17 protein-coding genes are annotated in these 18885 nt (G+C 42.1%); 9 read left to right on the forward strand and 8 right to left on the reverse strand.

Annotated features, from left to right (window positions below):
* Positions 1-4 precede the first annotated feature (4 nt).
* From NK987_RS20970 to NK987_RS21005, 8 genes are all read right to left on the reverse strand, one after another.
* Positions 5-358 carry a DUF2147 domain-containing protein gene (locus NK987_RS20970; protein ID WP_259265449.1) on the reverse strand — a complete coding sequence of 118 codons (354 nt, stop codon included), beginning with the start codon at positions 356-358 and terminating at the stop codon, positions 5-7.
* A gap of 274 nt (positions 359-632) precedes the next feature.
* Positions 633-2252 (reverse strand): cadherin repeat domain-containing protein, encoded by a 1620-nt coding sequence (locus NK987_RS20975; RefSeq protein WP_258421488.1) that lies wholly within the window; start codon positions 2250-2252, stop codon positions 633-635.
* An 11-nt stretch (positions 2253-2263) separates the two neighbouring features.
* On the reverse strand, positions 2264-3166 hold the full coding sequence (locus NK987_RS20980) for a CE1 family esterase (RefSeq protein WP_258421489.1): 903 nt from the start codon (positions 3164-3166) through the stop codon (positions 2264-2266).
* A gap of 117 nt (positions 3167-3283) precedes the next feature.
* Positions 3284-4267, reverse strand: coding sequence for a CE1 family esterase (locus NK987_RS20985; RefSeq protein ID WP_258421490.1), 984 nt, complete (start codon positions 4265-4267; stop codon positions 3284-3286).
* Positions 4268-4538: 271 nt separating this feature from the next.
* Positions 4539-5684, reverse strand: coding sequence for a haloalkane dehalogenase (locus tag NK987_RS20990; protein WP_258421491.1), 1146 nt, complete (start codon positions 5682-5684; stop codon positions 4539-4541).
* Between the two features lie 104 nt (positions 5685-5788).
* Entirely contained in the window at positions 5789-6844 is a 1056-nt protein-coding gene (locus NK987_RS20995; RefSeq protein WP_259265450.1) for a pectinacetylesterase family protein, read from the reverse strand.
* A 558-nt stretch (positions 6845-7402) separates the two neighbouring features.
* Entirely contained in the window at positions 7403-8155 is a 753-nt protein-coding gene (locus NK987_RS21000; RefSeq protein ID WP_258421493.1) for a LytR/AlgR family response regulator transcription factor, read from the reverse strand.
* Positions 8152-9132: a sensor histidine kinase gene (locus NK987_RS21005; protein WP_258421494.1), complete on the reverse strand. Its 981-nt coding sequence runs from the start codon at positions 9130-9132 to the stop codon at positions 8152-8154. Before NK987_RS21005 ends, NK987_RS21000 begins: the two co-directional genes overlap by 4 nt.
* 997 nt (positions 9133-10129) lie before the next feature.
* Between NK987_RS21005 and NK987_RS21010 the strand changes: the two genes are divergently transcribed.
* The 9 genes from NK987_RS21010 to NK987_RS21050 all read left to right on the forward strand — a co-directional run bounded on the left by NK987_RS21010 (position 10130) and on the right by NK987_RS21050 (position 18880).
* The gene (locus NK987_RS21010) at positions 10130-11131 is read left to right on the forward strand and encodes a sensor histidine kinase (RefSeq protein ID WP_259265451.1); all 1002 of its coding nucleotides are present in this window, start codon (positions 10130-10132) and stop codon (positions 11129-11131) included.
* Positions 11128-11901, forward strand: a complete 774-nt coding sequence (locus NK987_RS21015) for a LytR/AlgR family response regulator transcription factor (protein WP_259265452.1) — start codon at positions 11128-11130, stop codon at positions 11899-11901. The genes NK987_RS21010 and NK987_RS21015 overlap by 4 nt, the downstream gene beginning before the upstream one ends.
* Before the next feature lie 359 nt (positions 11902-12260).
* Positions 12261-12689: a DUF2147 domain-containing protein gene (locus tag NK987_RS21020; protein WP_259265453.1), complete on the forward strand. Its 429-nt coding sequence runs from the start codon at positions 12261-12263 to the stop codon at positions 12687-12689.
* Between the two features lie 19 nt (positions 12690-12708).
* Positions 12709-13482 carry a hypothetical protein gene (locus NK987_RS21025; RefSeq protein WP_259265454.1) on the forward strand — a complete coding sequence of 258 codons (774 nt, stop codon included), beginning with the start codon at positions 12709-12711 and terminating at the stop codon, positions 13480-13482.
* Positions 13483-13591: 109 nt separating this feature from the next.
* Complete coding sequence (locus NK987_RS21030; RefSeq protein WP_259265455.1) at positions 13592-14935, forward strand: TolC family protein; 1344 nt, start codon at positions 13592-13594, stop codon at positions 14933-14935.
* Positions 14932-16023, forward strand: coding sequence for an efflux RND transporter periplasmic adaptor subunit (locus NK987_RS21035; protein WP_259265456.1), 1092 nt, complete (start codon positions 14932-14934; stop codon positions 16021-16023). The genes NK987_RS21030 and NK987_RS21035 overlap by 4 nt, the downstream gene beginning before the upstream one ends.
* Positions 16020-17264 (forward strand): ABC transporter permease, encoded by a 1245-nt coding sequence (locus NK987_RS21040; RefSeq protein WP_259265457.1) that lies wholly within the window; start codon positions 16020-16022, stop codon positions 17262-17264. The genes NK987_RS21035 and NK987_RS21040 overlap by 4 nt, the downstream gene beginning before the upstream one ends.
* Positions 17261-17941, forward strand: coding sequence for an ABC transporter ATP-binding protein (locus tag NK987_RS21045; RefSeq protein ID WP_258421502.1), 681 nt, complete (start codon positions 17261-17263; stop codon positions 17939-17941). The genes NK987_RS21040 and NK987_RS21045 overlap by 4 nt, the downstream gene beginning before the upstream one ends.
* A gap of 66 nt (positions 17942-18007) precedes the next feature.
* Positions 18008-18880: a DUF6268 family outer membrane beta-barrel protein gene (locus NK987_RS21050; RefSeq protein WP_258421503.1), complete on the forward strand. Its 873-nt coding sequence runs from the start codon at positions 18008-18010 to the stop codon at positions 18878-18880.
* Positions 18881-18885: the final 5 nt, after the last annotated feature.

An 18885-nucleotide genomic window follows, 5' to 3' on the forward strand; every position in this document is an offset into this window, starting at 1 on the left:
CATGTTATTGCAGTTTGGTCCAGTTGACTTTTCGTTCTACCCAACCGACTTTGATGGTGACTTCACAATCATTTGACTGCTGTGAAAAGGAAGCATCAAACCATTTGTCAAATTTAGGACTATACAATTTACCTTTCAGCAGATTCTCCTCTCGGCGGAGCTCTTTGAGTATTAGCTTGCCGAGAGGTGCTTTTGGATGGTCAGATGAGATGATTCTTCCTTCCATTTTGCCATCGGTTTCTTTGATTTCAATTACGGTATTTTCCTGTCCGGTATTCCAGTGTCCAAGGATGGATTCCTGAGCCTTCAGTGAAATTGAGCTTAACAGAAATATACTTATCATAGTCAGTGTTTTCATATTATTTTTTCTTTTGATTATACAGTTTATCTATTGGGAAGGCTTTGAGCCTTTACTTAACAAAGGGTAATAAGGACGCTTCTTCATTCCTTTAATTTGATACCCTCAAGGGATTGATCTGAGCCCTGATCCTAGGTTCCAAGTCAGGTGACCCTAGGGCATTACTTGTACTGGGATTGGGTGTTTGATTTTTTCATTATTCTAATTTTTATCTTTTCCCATTGAGGTCAAATCTTTTAGAGAATGCCCAGGTTTCTTCACATACCTATTGAAATTAGTTGCTTACCCGCATCGGATTATCTAAGGCCATGATCACGGGTTCCAGATCGGCCGGGCCTGGTGCAGTATAACTGGCATTTGGATAGGGTGTTGGTCCAGGGCCTCCGGGGTTATAAAACGCGGCGTAGCCACCTGCCAAATTGGGGATTTCTACATGGGTAATATTCCGCATCGCCGCATCATCACCTACTAATATGATGTCAATGTAGTTATCGCCATCTTCATCATAACAATCATCATACACCACCCCATTTTCCCCTTCTTTTCCGCCTAAATCTGAAAGTCCAATTACTTTCAATGAACCACCTTGCACCGCATGATCTACATTTTCCTGCTCCAGTAACACAGTAGTTCCATCCGCCCCTTTTACATGCACCCTAAAGAATTTTTCATAGTCAGTAGGTAGCACTCCCTGAACGCCGTTAGGTGAAAAACCTCCGGTAGTCAGTACCCTCAACCTACAAGCTTTCTTCCCGTCAGCTTCAGCCTGTGCCAATAGATCACCATAAAGTGCATACTCATCATTGCCCGGTTGCTGTACAGGAAGTTGTATAGATGCGCCCTCAGCTGCATTGGGGTCGCAGTAATTCAGTTTTGCGCCAACCAATCGTGGGCCGTTGTTTTCATCGTACGGACTAGAAAATGTTTCTTTGAACAAGCCCTGCGCGTTGAACTCCTGCCCATTGGGGCCGACCAGTATCAGTTCTCCCACTATTTCCACTTTGGTTACATACCTAGCATCAGGGTCGGTGCTTGGTTTTTTGTTCGCAAATTCACCTGCAAGTACAATCACGTTGCGTTCATTGATTTCGACATTAGGGAAAACCCCAGCCGAAGAGGGTATCACCACATCTCCATTGCTAACCGTGATCCTGAAGTCGCTTAAATCAATGGTATTGGTTCGAACCGGCCAGGAGATTACCATTGGCAAAGCGTCGAGACCAATGGCCCCATCTTTAAACTCATCTGCGTAAGGGTTTTGAACTATAAAGACCTGTTCCATAGTTGTTCTTGTAGTAGTAAAGGTTCTGTCAGCCGCATCTTCACAGCCGATGTTAGAAGCCCATGCCCCGCCAATACTTTCTACTAGCGCTTCAGTAATTTCATCCACTTCTATACCCACAATATCAGCAAAGCCCAAACCAGCAGAAAGGATTTCAGGTTGGTCAGACCAATAATCGGCATCGGCTAAACGCCCATCAAAAAAAGAACCTCCAGGAAAACCGGGGGTACTAATGGTAACCACCTGAGGCGTTACATTCACCGTCATTATTGCCTCAGCATTGTTTCTGCCATCGGTTACCTGAACCGTTAGGGAATAGGTGCTGGTAGTTTTATCATCTAGCGTTTTTGCAAGCGATAGTGCTCCCGAAGTACTCTCCAATGAGAAGGTGGCATCTGTATTGCCCGCAGTAATGCTAAATGTAAGTGGTTCATTATCAACATCTGATACCACAATTGTACCGATAGACGTCCCAATATTGGCATTTTCTGCAACTGAAAATGTTTGGGCAGCAATGGAGGGGGGTGTATTTGTTGGTTCCATTTCTTCCTCTTCGCAGCCAATGAATAAAGCCAGTATTCCAACTATCGTTATTAATTTTATTTTCTTCATTTTTCTGATTTTTATCTTTTCCCGTTTACATCAAATTTTTTAAAAAACTCCCATGCCAATTCACTGGCATTGATGTCATAGCTGGTGCCCGGCTCACCAAACCAATCGTGTACACCTCCTATCACTTCCAGATGTTCTATTTCTACCCCGTTGGTACCCTTTTGGTACAGATAACTTACCACTGTACTTCCATTGCCTGGATCGATATCAGGTAAGTTGGATATGATGGGTAGGGATTCTGTTTGATTGAATTCGGCCCAATATTGAAGAGTAGGCAATACACCTTCGTATGGGACAAGCGGGTCCTCGTTTCCATGCATCTGAAGAATAGGAGTTGGCTTTGAAGGGTTGCAATTGGTTATCTGATCCGGGGACATATACCCCTTGACAGCAGCTGTGGCAGCAATTCTGTGATTTAGCTGACAGGTGATTTCCAGTGCCATGAAGGCGCCGTTTGAAGAGCCTGCCAGGTAGACCCGCGCCAGATCAATTCGATACCTGCTTGCTACCTCATCAATTAAGACATTGATAAAATCGACATCATCCGGCAGATTGGGCATACTTTGCTGGTTCCAAAATGTGAGGTTGTTTCCCCTCAAAGATGTCGCTTGTGGAGTCACCAGAATGAAGGCCTCTTGATCGGCCAGTAGATTGAACTGACTCAAATTATACTGACTTTCTTTGGTCCCTCCTGCCCCGTGCAAGCTGAAAACAAGGGGTACGGGTTCGTCACCTGTGTAGCTTTCCGGGATGTACAAGAGGTATTCCCGCTGAAGGTTACCGTGGCTGATGGTCTCATCGAAAAGACCTTTCTCGGGAGTTTCTGCAATCACGGGCTCATCTGCTTCTGCACAACTGGTAACTAGTGCCAGCATCCCTAACAGGGCGATTATCTTGATATTGGATTTTTTCATTGGTTTTCAGTTTAGAATGTATGGTGATTTAAAAAGAGAAATAGTTCATCAGGTCCAGTTTGTGATTCCCAAACTGATCCAGTGCATTCTATCCCTCCACTTAAGTGGTTCAGAAGTCTAGTTCCTTTCAAACTTTTTAAAGAATTCCCAGATCTCTTTCCCGGCTTTTATATCCTTGTTGGTGTCTTCAAAAAGTGCCGTAGGTCGGTTATTTATTGGAAGACCAGGCCAAGTATGTCCACCCCCATTGATGCGGTAAAACTTCACCTCCGAACCACCTGTCCCATTGGAATATTCCAATACAGTAACCGTTGAGTTGTCACCTGAATCGGAGTCAGCCAGGTCAGTTTCTTTTGGAGTTGTATTGCACCCATTTATCCCCACCCAATAGTCAACTGCAGATTCAATAGCTAAAGCCGGAACCGTCCAGCCATCGACATTGAAAGCTGTAGGCGGAAGGCCACCGTTTTCGTAGTTGGTAATGGGATCATCCGTGCCATAGATGTATAGCATCGAGATGGGATTGGGACTAGTATTTGCAAATGTTTCATGTAAAGAAGCCGATACCGTGGCCATTGCTGCAAAACGGCTATTGTCTTGGTTGGCCACATTTTGAACCATAAAGCCCCCATTGGAAAATCCGCACAAATACCTTTTGGATGGATCTATTTTTAATTCCTCAGTTACTGCGTCAACCAACGCATTGATATAACTGACATCGCTGCGCGCGTCTGCAATACCCCCTCGACCCTCTGCCCAAATAAATCCTCCGGAACCTGCATGGCCCGCCTCTGGGTATAACATGATGAAGCCCTGTGATTCAGACACATCAATAAAATCGGTAGATGACTGTGCAAGCTCTTTGTTCTCTGGAGCACCATGCAAGTAAACTACTAGAGGTACTTCTTCATTGCCAGTGTAAGAAGTTGGAATGTACAAGGCATATTCAAGCTGTTTATTTTCGTGGAAAAATGTCCGGTTTAAGAGTCCAGTCTCTACAGGCGCCAGAATTGGCGAGGAATCCAGATCCTCCTGACAAGAAACCAGGAATGAGACGATGGATAAGAATAGAAGTAGGGGTTTGAATTTTAGCTTTTTCATAAAATTTGAATTTATTTTATCGTTAAATTTTTGATACAAAAGGGTACCCAAGGGCTCTCTTGGATAGAATAGGAAGTTGGTGGAAAACAGCTTTGAATCAGCTTTTGAGATCTTACTATAACCTGCTCCCATTTGGCTGTCTCATTTACCATTTCGGCAAACTTTAGCCTCATGGCTGTGGTAAAATTCATCCAGAAACAGGAATGATGGGTATGGTGCTAGGTCCATAAAGTGGGCACTTCATGGCTCATAGGATGGGCTTTACCTCAAATTAGAAATTGCCGTAAAATTCAACCAATCTAGTGGCTATCTCTACACCCTGATCATGCTGCAGGAAATGGCCGGCTTCAGGAAGACGGTCATGCGGCTGCCCTTCAGCCCCTGGAACCTCATCAATAAACTTTTGCTGCGTTTTGCAACTGCCTAAGTTGCCAGGATCATTCCCTCCCCAAATAGTCAGGAATGGCTTCTTGTATGAAGTAAGACCCGCCCAGGCATCTTCGTTGAGTCCGGGCATTTGATTGATCAATGACGGGAATGTACGGACACCCGCCATGTAATCGCGGCTGGGGAATGGCGCATCGTAGGCCGCTTCTTCTGCTTCTGATAACGGGAACCAAGTGCCACTTTCTACTACCTCAGAAGCGTGAAAGGCAGTGTCTTTCATGGCATAGTTTATCCATTGTCCAAAGCCCTCCTGCGAACTTCCTCCTTCAAAGAGCAATTCACAACCATTGTAGAAGGGGAACTGTTGATCAGGCAGGTTTGCAAGCGGGAAGTTTAAATCTTCATGTTCGTTTGGGTTTTCTACAGTTGGAAAGGGTTGAACGCCTTCAGGTATTAGTAGTAAATCTCCATTTCCGACACTAATCGTGGCAAACCAGTCCGGATTAAGTCCGGCTACCCGCAGACCGATCAAGCTGCCCCAGTCCTGTACAAACAAGTTGATGTCGCTTAACCCAAGGGTCTGAATAAATTGTCCTAAGCGATCAGCATGACCTAGATAGCTGTAGTAGTTGATATCGATGGGTTTGTCGGAGCGTCCCATGCCGATGTGGTCCATCGCAATGACCCGGTATCCGGCTTCAGCGAGTACAGGAATCATTTTCCTGTAGAGGTAAGACCAACTTGGTTGGCCGTGCAACAACAATACAACTTCACCATCTGCTGGCCCCGCTTCTGCATAGGCTTGGCGTAATCCGTCTATTTCAACATACTTATAATCGTAGGGCCAGTCTGGTAAATTTTCAAATTGTGCTTCAGGAGTCCTGACGAATTCAATGCCACCTGCTGTAGTTAAAATTTCAACTGCTGTTTCTTCCAGAGGAGAAACCTCCATGTCCTCATTTTGGCAAGAAACTATAAATAAAGCAATGGATAAGAATATAAATACTGGTATAAATTGGAGCTTTTTCATAATGAAATGGAATCCTTTTTAACATTGAATTTTTGATGTAAATGATTAGCTAGCATCCATCTTCGATGGAAAAAATTGTTGGGAAATGCTTTTAAGACGAGCTTCTATAACTCGATAACTGTTTCCCAATCCGCAGTTTCATTGATCATTTCTTTTATCCATTGCCTCACGGATATACCTCCTATTTCAAGATTGAAACTTCTGATGATATAGGTATGAGCATCACCATTATCAATCAAACTTTGGAAGCGTTCGGGGTGGGCGTTGTTAAGTTCCATAGCAGCTTCTATGAGTTGGGCTTCAAAAGCGGGAGCACCTAGAGCAGCTGAACTAATGGAGTCTTGCTTGGAGCTTATGTAGGCCATTCTAATGTTATCATCTTGCTCCAGCTGATACTTATGCAAACCGGTCAAGTTTCCATCAGCTCCGATACAATCACTGCAACTTGAAGGTATAAAGGCATTAGCATTCCAATAAGTAAATAAGCCCTCAAAGCCTCCAGGATTACCAAGACCTTGGCCTGAATCATTTACTACATAAATACGGGCTTTGGGATATAATTTTCTAACTAAGGGTAAAGCAGTATGCACCGCAAAGCCTCCTGCGCTGTTTCCGGCAAGGACAATCTTATCGGGCGAGGGATAGTTTTGAACAATCACATCCAGGGATGCGGATAGGTTTTGCAAACCCTTGAAAAAACGGTCCTTTACCCCATCCCCGTCGCTGTCTACCTCGTTGTCGCCAGCCATCATAGACCCATCGCAGTAAGGCACATACCCTACATTAAAATTTGCCACAGGGTTTTGCGGGTCGGATGGGTTAAGAATCCCGAAAGGAATATAAGGAATGCCCTCTTCCACTGCTTCACAAACTACCGGGCTACAAAAGCCCCCTCCTTGTAGGAAGATCATCAGGTTATTGCTACTCCCATTTCTAGTAAACATGGAAAACTGGCTGCCTGTAAAACAAACGGGACCATCCAGATTACTAAATAAATATTGGGTAACGCCTGAAGGGCCCGCTTGTGCGGACGAAATTGGTTTAATGGTGCCCAAGTACCTATCTACCCCTTGATCATAGAGTTCTTGAAAAGCGGAGGAGCCTACAGGTTCGATTTCAGGTTGTTGCTCTTCATCTTCTACACAGCTCAAGAGCACCACAAACAGTGGTAGAAATAAGAAATAACTGAATTTAGATGTTTTCATTTTACCAAAATTTAAAGTGTTTGTTTTATTGAATACATCGTAAAATTGTCCTATTTGATCGTGCTGATTCGGTGTAAACTGACTGAACTGCACCAAAAGGCAAGTCAATTGAACAGGTTGGGAGTTAAGGTTTTAATCGGTTGGTCTGTACCAAAAAAATTATTGATCGATTAAAAAATGAGCTTTTTGAAGGCCTATATAACAATTTCACATACTCCGTAAATTTGTTCAGCAGGATCATTAAATAAAGTCCCGTTTGCAGAAGTACATAGACAAAGGCTAATTCTGTTTAAAGATGGAGTCTTTTACACCACAAGCCACAGGATATTAATAGGGGCGAATTACACCGATATACCTTAATTTGATTCCATTTCCTGTTTGCTTCTTCAATAGATCGCACAGGTAATTTGTGGAGAGGTTTAGCTTATGAGGATTGCAGGTTTTTATGCAGCGTGCAAAGCAAGACTTCGGTCAAAAAACTGGGAATTTCAACATTTTAAAAAAGATACTACCTTATCTCTCCAACCATTCCTTAAATGGCGATACTTTCAAGCGGCTGACCACCGCTTGCTCGGGTAGCTGTATACTCAGATGTAAGATTATTTTTCGGTTGAAATAAGGCTCAAAAGATTGTATGGCCCTCCTGTTCACCAATACCTGTCTGTTGACCCGAAAGAACTGGCTCGGATCGCAGACGGATTCTACGTATTCCAGTTTTTTAAAGATGGGATATTTTTCCCCTTCAAAGGTGTAGAGGTACACGTTTTCATACTCCACGGTAAAAGCGGCGATTTCTTCCACTTTTTTGATTATAGATTTTTCACGGTGCTGGGTCAGAAAGTTCTTTTGAAATTTCTTATCATCCTGTGTCTGCATGATTACAGGTGCTGCATTTTTAGCTTGCAAACTGCTGACCAGCCTTTTGTATTTCTGAAGCGCCCCATGGATTTCTTCTTCTTTAAAAGGCTTGAGCACATAGTCTATCCCGTTGTTTTTGATCGCTTCGAGTGTATACTCATCGTAGGCGGTGCAAAACACGATGGGCACGGTTACATCCACATGTTTAAAGATTTCGAAGCTCTTCCCATCTGCCAACTGGATATCAAAAAAGAGAATATCCAGGTTTTTCTGGTATTTACTCAAGTACTGGACCGCTTCTGCTATCGACTCTAGTTTTTCGATGACCATAAAGTCGTCATCTTGCTCAATGATTTCCTGTAAAAGTAAGGCGGTATGTGCTTCGTCTTCCACAATTAAGGCATTCATCTTTTCAGCAGTTTTAATTGTACAAGAAAATGTCCGTCCGTTTCTTTAATCGTAACCCCATCCTGCTGATTCAAAAGCGCATAACGCTTTCTCAAAACATCCAGGCCATAACCGGAGCTTTCAGTCTCTTCAATTTTCGGTTGGAGGTTATTGCATACTTCGATATGACCGCTATCCGTACTTAGGATCTCAATGGTCAGCGGTTTTTTGGCGGTCATACTGTTGTGCTTGAAGCAATTCTCTACCACTATCTGCAATGCCATAGCAGGTAAATGCAAGGAATGCAACTTCTCGTCAACCCCAAATTTCACTTCCACGGCTGCCTCGTTGCGGTTTTTCATCAGGAAAAGGTACGACTCTAGCACCATCAGCTCTTCAGAAAGCGGTAGCGTCGAGTTATCGTCATGCCTCAATATCTGCCTGTAAAAGTCGGACAGCTTCATTATGAAAGCCTCGGCATGTTGATGCTGTTGTCGCACCATGGAACGTAGTGTGTTCAAAGAGTTGAACAGAAAGTGTGGATCGACCGTTTTTTGCAAAGCTTTTAATTGGACCCTGTAATTTTCCTTCTGTATCTGCTCCTTCTCAATCAATAACTTCGAAATATTTTCCTGCGTTTTGAGCGCATATTGAATAATCATAAAAATGATGGAAGCAAATATGATTCTCGGTATCGATTGGGCCCTTAATGAATTCTCTACTCCATCTGGCATAAATAGGAAGAAAAGACCGTTTAAAACGACAATACAAGCAAGGATGCCCAACACAAATAGCAACGCCCTATATTTGGTTTTTTTTACCCTCCAAAGTTCCCAAAGCATATACCACAATGCGTAACAGGTGATGAACCCAACTATCCAGTTACCGATGAAACCCATATTAAAAATGGACTCCGTATCGGGGTTTGCATATATCCCCAGAAGGGGCAAAACCATGGATAGGGCAATGGGAAATATGGTTTTTGTGTTGAGTTTCAATTTTAAGAATAGAATATTTAATACAAGGATTAGGCAACTAGTTAAGATTTTTTGGTGTATCTACCAAAAATGGGAATTCCTGATTCAGGGAGCTTCTGAGGTGTCTTCACCGACTTTCGGTTTGTCCTAAATTCACGGAAAATTTAATGCTTTTTCATGATTGATTTACCCCAAAATTACGTCCTATTACACTCCTAGTATTTATCGAACGCAGTGAACTGAACAAGGATGTCTGTGAATTGAACAAACATACTATCAAAGGAACATATCTACTAAATCAGTTCAACTGTACCCCCGCCATCCTCAAACCTCCTTTGCGCCCATAGGGGCGAGCGCAAAATTAACCCTTCCAAATAAAAAAACTTCCTAGTTATTGGAACCTTCGCTGATCAAAACATCCCCGGGCTGCAAAGATTTGGTCTTTACATTTCTGAGAAGGGCTAATATGCTTCTGATTTTCATGGTTCAGGTTGGCAGTGTAATAAATAATTTATACAATTTTTTCGGAAAATTGTTTTCGATCAACCCTTTTGAGGAGTTAAAAGGGGGAACTGGGATAGGCTTTGATAGTAGTTGAAGTGGCAAACTGCTTCTGTTCATGCAGGATTTTTTTTTGGATTCAATTGGGAGTATCGGTATAAAAAAGGAATGATGAAATGCCCATGATCCCGTATGTACGGGATCACACATGGAGAAGATTATCTTGACGTATTCTTCCGAAGATAAATCGGGAAAGCCTATCTGACCTTTGAAAAACAAATTATAAACAGTTGAAATCTAGCCTTCCTGTGGCAGACAGGCATGACCTAAAGTGACACACAGAGAGATGATTATAATCCATGCGAGATTCCATAAGGCCTATGAAGAAAAATTATAATCATATGAAATTAAAAACCGAAGAGTTCAATCCTTTAAAATCAAACTTGAGCTGTCAATTTGAAGGTTTTGAACAAAGATTTATTCCTATTTAAATGATTTTTCGTATGCTTGTTGAGCTATGAATAGAATTGAAAGAATATTACCCATCATCCTTTCCTTGCTGCTGCCTGGACTCAGTATTATAAGCAATAGGGGTGATCTTGATCCGATACAAGCTTTTCCAAAATACCTGTTAAGTGTCTTATTTCTATATTCTATTTGGCAGTTAAACGACTACCAGATCAAGCACCCAGGCTGGTTCATTTTTAGAGTTGGGGAAACCAAAATGGTGAAAGCAGTATTTGTGTTGACCAATCTCCTATACATCTGCTTTATTTTGGTCTTGGATTATTTCCTTTTGCCATCATGGATAAGTCTATCTTCTGCCGTACCCATATGGGTTGTGGCAACCAGACTTACTATGGCCTCCTTGATCTTTGCAGTATTCCAACAAGCACTGAAAATGACCAAGAAGCAGGAGTCTCTTTATGCGCAAAACCTCCTGCTTCAGACTGAGAAGCTAAAGTCTGAATTGGAAACTATGAAGCAGCAGATCAATCCACATTTTCTATTCAACAGCCTTAACACATTGATTGATTTGATTGAAGAGGATCAAAAAAAAGCTGTTGGCTTTGTCAGGGTTTTCTCGAATCTGTACCGGGTGGTTTTACAAAGCAGCAGGCGGGATTTTGTTTTTCTCGAGGATGAGCTGACCTTTTTAAATGATTATTGGGAGTTGCTGAAAATCCGGTTTAATGGGGCGGTTCATCTCGAAGTGAATATCCCTGACGAAATGCGTAAGGTGCTGATCCCTCCACTTTCTTTGCAACTCTTGATCGAAAATGCAGTGAAGCACAACCAAGCAACCCACGAAAATCCGCTCCGGATCGAAGTATTTGAGACCAAGGATACTTTAGTCATTCAAAACAATATCAATCCCAAACCATTTGTATCATACAGTGAGGGACTTGGTCTTGAAAATTTACAGAAACGTTTTTCATTGCTGGTGGCCCCAATCGAGTACGGTGAAGATAATGAGTTGTTTAAAGTGATTTTGCCATTAAAAAAGAAACAATTATGAACCTCATAATTAAGATTCTAATCGTTGAAGATGAAGATATTGCCGTAAAACGCCTTTTGAAAGAGTTGGAAAAACTACCTATAAGGTTTGAAGTGATAGGTGCAGTAAATAGTGTTCAAGGTTTTCTGGATTGGATGCGGACACGACAGGAAGCAGATTTGATTTTTATGGACATCCAGCTTACGGATGGACTTAGTTTTGAGATTTTTAAGCACGTGGAGGTTTCTATACCTGTGATCTTCACTACTGCTTTCGATGAATATGCCTTGCAGGCATTTAAAGTGAAAGGATTGGATTATATTCTTAAACCGATAGATCCCACTGAACTGGAGAAAGCCATTAACAATTATCTGGCATCATATAAAGATTACAACCGTCAAAATTACATGCATCAATTGATAACCTTGGCCAGGGAATTTAGGCCTGAAAGCTACCGCTCGAGCTTTCTAGTCGATTTTAAGCAAAAAATGCACCTCGTGGATGTATCTGACGTGGCCTTCATTTATGTAAAGGAAAGGGGATTATTTCTTCGAAAGAAGGACCAAAAGGAATATGTCATTGATTTTTTTCTGGATGAATTGGAAAAGCAATTGGACCCGGCAATGTTCTTTAGGGCCAATCGTCAGTACTTGGTTGCCCGATCTGCAATAGAAGAAATAGAGCCTTATTTTACGGGACGTTTATTGCTCAAGGTTCACCCTGAGCCACCTTCACCGATTATCATCAGCAAAGAAAAAGCTTCGGAGTTTAAACGGTGGGCGGATTATTGATTTTGACAAGTAAAGTCAACCATAAACTTTTTTGCTTCCTTGACCTTGAACATCTTTCACTTGCTCAGCAGCAACTTTTCACCCAACATGCTGCCTAAGCAACCCTGAAGGTGCAATAGAAATTACCGGCATCCGCTGGAGCCATTTTCTAATTTTATGCCAAAGAAGCCATCCATCAGGTATCAGTTAATCCTTGTCCTGAAGTATCACCATGATGTAATACCTGAAGTGGGGAGGAGAGTCTTCTGATTTAGGCAGATAAAGAACGGTTCAACCCTTGATTTTTCTGCTTCAGCAACCTTAGCCTACTTTAGAAAAAGTATCCCATGTTATTTTGATTAAATAATAATTCAAAATGTATGGAAAAGGTGAATAAAGTAATAGTAACAATCTTTTTGGTTATAGCCGCATTTCAGGCACATGCACAAGAATCAATCGAAGGAATCTGGCTGACAGAGGAAGGGAACAGTAAGATTGAAATCTACAAAAAGGGTGACAACTCCTTTGGAAAAGTGGTTTGGCTGGAGCAACCTACAGACCAAAATGGGAATCCCGTCACCGACCGAAACAACCCAAACAAGGATTTAAGAAATCGTAAGGTTTTGGGGATTGATATGCTGGAAAATCTTCAATATCGAAGCGGAAAGTGGTACGGTAAACTCTATGCACCAAAGCGCGGAATGAAAATGGATGTTGCAATAGTAAGTTTCGGAAAAGACAAGCTCGAATTAAATGTAACCTATCGGGGGTTTACACGCAAGCAAACCTGGACTCGGTCGACACTATAAGCTCGCAGATTCAAGTAGGATGAAAAGGATACTGGTAATGCTAGCCCTGCTGATAACCTCAGGCAACTTAATGGCCCAGACCACAGGATATGTCCCCTTCACTTATGCCAACAAAACGATAGAAGAACTGGAAAAAAGACCGGTTTTTATAGACTCTCTTAAAAGGGTTTACAAAAAAAGATGGACTATCGGATTGGAATATGGTCTGAGGTTCGTGTCCAATTCTGGTCGGTCAACTTTACCGGATACGATCACCCTAGCAGATTTTACGAGCAAGAGATCGTTTATCGGTTTGGAAAGCGGGTATTTTGTTTCAAAAGACATCCAAGTTTTCCTTGCATTGGATTTTATGTCTTTACCTAAAAACCAAACCATCACTTCCCTGACAATTGGCGGACCCAATGGGATACAAGTCGAGGGTAGTGGCAGTGGAGGGGCAATGGTTAATGTTGGAATTGGGGGCAAGTATTTTTTCAATGTCGGAGCTTTTACCCGGATATATACGGGATTAAAGTTAGGGATAATAAAAGCTGTGGCTGAAGGTGGAAGCGGGGGGTTTACGGTTGCACAAGGTCAGTATCAACAAACCATCCGTCAAAGTAGGAACTACAACTATGGTAATATTTTATTTGGTCTTGCCCATAGACTTTCGCCAAGAATGATGATTGATATTAACATGGGCTATCTACATGCTTCAAGATCAAAGAATATAGGAGGTATTATTTCTCCCGGAGGAATTACTTCCACGCTTGCATTACAGTTCATTATTGGCAAATGGAATCGAGTGAGATGAACTAACTGAAAGGATGCCATGCCTAATGAATAATCCTGTCGAAAGACGATCTCCATTCCAAAACGTACAGGCTATTCCAAGTGGCCGGTGAAAAACAAATTTTCTAAACATGAAAAAAAAACCGAGAATGACTTTTAATAAGCAATTCATGCTTTTGCTTTTTATGATCATTTCCTTTAAAGCTGGTGCTCAGACCGATCCTGTTTTGGTGGATGTTGCTTCTGTGGAAGAGCTTATCAAGCTCATAAGAACGCAAAACCCAGATCTGAAGAGCTATTTGCTCAATGTGGAAAAGAGCAGTTTTGAAGTAAAGGCTTCAAAGTCAGTATTCTTGCCTTCAGTCACCGGCAGCTTCGGTGGGCAAAAGAACTTCGAGCTGCCCGTCACTCCCGTTCCAGGCGATTTCTTTGGTCAGCCTGGCGGCACTGTAAATGCCCAATTTGGACAGGAATACGCCTACAATGCTGGCCTCAATTTAACGATGAGTCTGATCGACTGGCAATCTATGCTGAAGGTGAAAATGGCTAAGTTGACTTATGAAGCCGCTGAGGCACAACAAGCGGCTTACCTACAACTACTTGATCAGCAGGTACATTTCATTTATTACTCCCTGGTCATTTCCAAGCAAGCCATAGCCCTAGCTGAGAAGGATATGGAAATAGCTGACAGCATTGCTTCGTTGAGTGAGCAAAAATTCAGAGAAGGCACATTGGATGCGATAGCTGCGAACCAAGCAGGAATCAATTCCAATGTCACTAGGCAAAACCTAACTACCAGCAGACAACTATATCATAACAATAGCAATGACCTTAAGCTTCTGTTGGGACTGCGGGCAGTGGATTCAATACATGTTGTGGCTGATATAAATTATGAATTGCCTCCAAAATATAGCACTAAAGAGCTTGTTCCTGATGAGGAAATCAGACTAGCCAGAATCGGTGCGCAGCAGGCACAAAATCAGGTCAACATCCAAAAATCCCTATTTGTTCCTAAGCTTTCTTTATATGGCTATTATGGGAAACAACAATTCAGGGAAAATTTCGGGATTGAATTTGGCAATAATTCTTGGACAAATTACAGTTACCTCGGACTGAACTTTTCCATTCCCATTTTCACCGGTTTCTCTACTAAAAATAAACTTAGGGCCAGTAAGGTGGATCTTGAACTGGCAGAATATGAGCTGAATCAGGTAAATCTCGAGAGCCAAATTCAGGATGCCCAGCTGATTGAGGAGTATCACTCTAGTCTGATCAACGCGAGTCTTGCCCTAGAGGCTTTTCGACTCTATGAAAAAAACGAAAGACTTACCCTTCAAAAGTATTCAGAAGGCTTGATCAGCCTGGATCGCTATCTCTACGCCTTTGAGGATTACCTAAAAGCTGAAAATGCATTTTTAAATTCTCTGTTGAACACTTATTCCTATTACAGCCAAATCATTCCAAGAATCCAATGAAAACTATCCGAAACCTATCGCTTTGTTGTGGCATTTTGGCCATCCTTAGCTCCTGCAATACTTCAGAAACTACCAGTGCCCGGCAGATAGCAATAGTAGATGCGGTATTTGCAAGTGGTCATATCATCATGGAAAATGAATACCTGGTCACCGCAAACAGTGAGGGCTACCTAGTGGCAGCACCGATTCAAGAGGGGGATTCTGTAAATGCAGGGATGCCATTATTTCAGCTCTCCAGTGAGGTGCAAAACGAGCAGTTGTCTGGAGCGCAGGCCACCTACCAGGACGCCCTTAAGAATCTGAATGAAAACTCACCTCAACAGAGTCAACTTCGCCTGCAAATCGAACAGGCCAAAGCGCAACTTGAAATAGATGCTGCCAATTACAAACGATATCAGAATCTATCTAAGACTGGAGCGGTATCGCAGCAAGAGCTCGAGCGTGCCAAGGTGCAATATGAAAACTCCAGCCGCCAAGTGGATATCCTACAAAAATCACTGAGTGATCTGGTAGAAAAATTGAGGCTTAACCTCATCAATGCAGAAACCCAACTCAATATCCAAAAGGAAAACACCAGCGATTATTACCTCTCCTCTTTTATTGACGGCAGGGTACTGGAAGTTTATAAAAATCAAGGGGACCTGGTAAGACGAGGAGAAACTATAGCCAGGATTGGAGGAGGAAAACCGCTGGTAAAATTGTTTGTGGGAGAGGAGGATATTGACAAGATCAAAGTAGGGCAGCTGACTACCATCTCGCTGAATACCCAAAAAGACGACTTACTCGAGGCCCGCATTTCAAAAATCTATCCCGCTTTTGACGAGCTGCAGCAATCTTTTATTTGTGAAGCAGCATTTGTAGAAGCTCCCGAGCTCTATGTGAACACACAGCTGCAGGCAAATATCATCATCGCTCAAAAAGAAAATGCCTTGGTCATCCCTAGCAATTACCTTCTGCCGGGTGATAGTATTCTCTATAAAGATGGGGAAAAAGAAGCAGTAAAAGTAGGTATTCGCACTAGTGACTGGGTGGAGATCATATCCGGACTTGACCAATCCAGGCAAATTAAACAGATGAAAAAGCCATGAGTCGGGTGACCAATCTGAAAATATCCCGTGCCCATCTTACCTCAAGGGTCAAGCAAACCATGGTGGCGATCCTAAGCGTAACCTTCGGGATATCCATGTACATTTTTATGAATGGGTTCATGACTGGTGTCAATGATACACAAACTGAGCTCGCTTTCAGTACACTGGCGCACATTCATATCTATAATGATCTTCCTGAAGACAATACCAATCTTTTACAAAAGAAATACGGAGAGGATAAACTGGTAAATCTCAGAAATGCAAAGGTGATCCAGTATACAGAAGGAATTAAGAATTCTGCAAAAATTATTGCTGCCATTGAAGACCATCCTGCCATTACCGGAATTACTCCCCAAGTCAATGTCAATGTGTTCTTTAGAAATGGAGCCACCAAACTCAACGGAGTTTTATCAGGCATCGATGTGAAACAGGAGAGTGTCCTCTTCGGCACTGAAAAATACATTACACAGGGTAGCTGGAGGAGTTTGGAAGACCGAGGTGATGGAGTGGTACTAGGAGCAGGCTTGGCTGCGAAATTAAGTTTGACCCTAGATGATAATGTGACGGTGATTACTGCTGATGGTGTCAGTCGCAATTTTAAGGTAATCGGTATCATCAAAACAACTATCGGTGGGGTAGACAATGCCAAAGGCTACGTCCGCATCAGCTCAGCAAGGCAGTTGATTTCCAAAAATCAGGGTTATGTTACTGATATTCAGATCAACATCAAAAATTTCAATGAGGCAACCAAAGTAGCCACTCAACTAGCCCCCAAAGTTGCCTATAAAGTGGAGTCCTGGAATGAGTCTAACGGCCAACTTCAAGCCGGAAATGACTTAAGGAATATCATTGCTGTAGCTGTTTCACTCACCATCCTTCTGGTAGCCGGTTTTGGAATTTTCAACATAATGAACATGACTGTGAATGAAAAAATAAAAGAGATCGCAATCCTTAAGGCTATGGGGTTTGACGGAACAGACATCATTCAAATATTCTTGGTTCAGTCTGTCATCATAGGGGTGATCGGTGGAATAGTAGGGATCATTTTCGGCTATTTAGTTTCAGTATTGGTAAGCTATATACCCTTTCGCGTGGCAACATTGGATACACTTCCAATGGTTTACGATCCCCAGGATTATATCCTAGCATTCATTTTTGGATTGATCACAACATTTGTAGCAGGATATCTCCCTGCCAAAAAAGCTTCTCAAGTGGACCCTGTAGAAATAATAAGAGGATGAACGAAGAAATAGCACTATCAGCCAGAGCAATTAGCAAATACTTTCACGAACCGGAGACCTTTCAGGTGTTGAAGGATATTTCTTTTGATGTCAAAAAGGGGGAGTTCTTATCCATGATCGGTAAGTCGGGCTCAGGAAAATCAACCTTGCTCTATCTATTATCTACCATGGATACAGATTATACAGGTGAGATTACCATCAATGGGGAATGCCTTACAGGACGGACCCAAAATCAGTTAGCAGCCTTTCGAAATGCGCACATCGGATTCGTTTTCCAGTTTCACTACCTGCTTCCTGAGTTTACAGCATTGGATAACGTGATGCTTCCGGCACTCAAACTAGGTAAAAAATCCCAAGAGGAAATCAGAGAAGATGCATATTCAAATCTAAAAATGCTTGGTCTTGAAGCCCAAGCAATGAAGCAAAGCAATAAACTATCCGGTGGACAACAACAACGGGTAGCAATAGCAAGGGCATTAATCAACCAGCCTGCTGTAATAATGGGGGATGAACCTACAGGCAATCTGGATTCGAAGAATACAGATATCGTGTTTGAGATTTTTCGCCAGCTAGCAGCCGAAAGGGGACAAACCATTATTGCAGTTACTCACGACGATGAGTTTGCACAGAAAAGTGACAGGATTCTAGAATTGGGTGATGGCCGTCTGTTGAATTGACAGCATCAACAATAGCTGAAATTGGGGTATGTGGACTTTACTACCAAACAAAAAAATATCATTTCAATGAATAAAATATTTGGGACGATCTTACTGTTGGCTATTGCTGGTAATTGCTGGAGTCAGGAATTTGAATTGCTAGAAGTGGAATACGCAAGATATCCTAAAACATCCCTTAGCAAAATTGATAGTATTGAGGCCATTATTTCAGAATACCAAGTTTCGTTTCTGTTACCTGCGATACGGAAAGAAAAATGGTTCCTCCTGGCCGGAGCCACCTATCGATTGGTAGTTCCGGAAAGCGCCGATCGTCAATCAAATGATGACCTGTTTTTTCTTGGTTTGCGCATGGCGGGTGTTTTCAGTGTATCTGAAAATAAACAATTGATTGTTAGTGCTTTTCCAGCTATTTCCACAACTGACGAACCAGGAAGCTTTTCCGGAAATAATTTTTTGATGCAAGGTGGAGTCTTATTTAAAACTCAAAAGACTGAAAAGTTTTCTTATAGCTTAGGCGTAATCAGTACGTCAAGGTTTGGTAGACCTTTGATTTTACCTTCCTTAGGTATGACTAGAGTGGGAGATAAAATGAAATTGGACATTAACTTACCTTTCTTTGTGAAAACGATGTGGAATTATACCAATCGATTCTCTTATGGGTTAAAGTTTGACGTAAATGGGAGTCAGTATAATCTCAACAATGAAACATTCAATGGATCTGAAGTGGACTTGCTTCGATTCTCACGGGTAAGATTGGGACCTGAATTCCAGTATCGAATCGTCGGACCTTTATTCATCGAACTTTTTGGGGGAATTGCTGCAAGACGAACCTATGATTTCGATATAATTGGAAGTGATGATATCGATTTAAGCTTAGAAAACGGACCTTTTTTATCTGTGAGGCTTTATATTAAACCCCAGATAAGGGCTGTTCAATAGCGAGT

Origin of the sequence: Aquiflexum gelatinilyticum (assembly GCF_024813435.1) — a bacterium.
Classification (GTDB): Bacteria; Bacteroidota; Bacteroidia; order Cytophagales; family Cyclobacteriaceae; genus Cognataquiflexum; species Cognataquiflexum gelatinilyticum.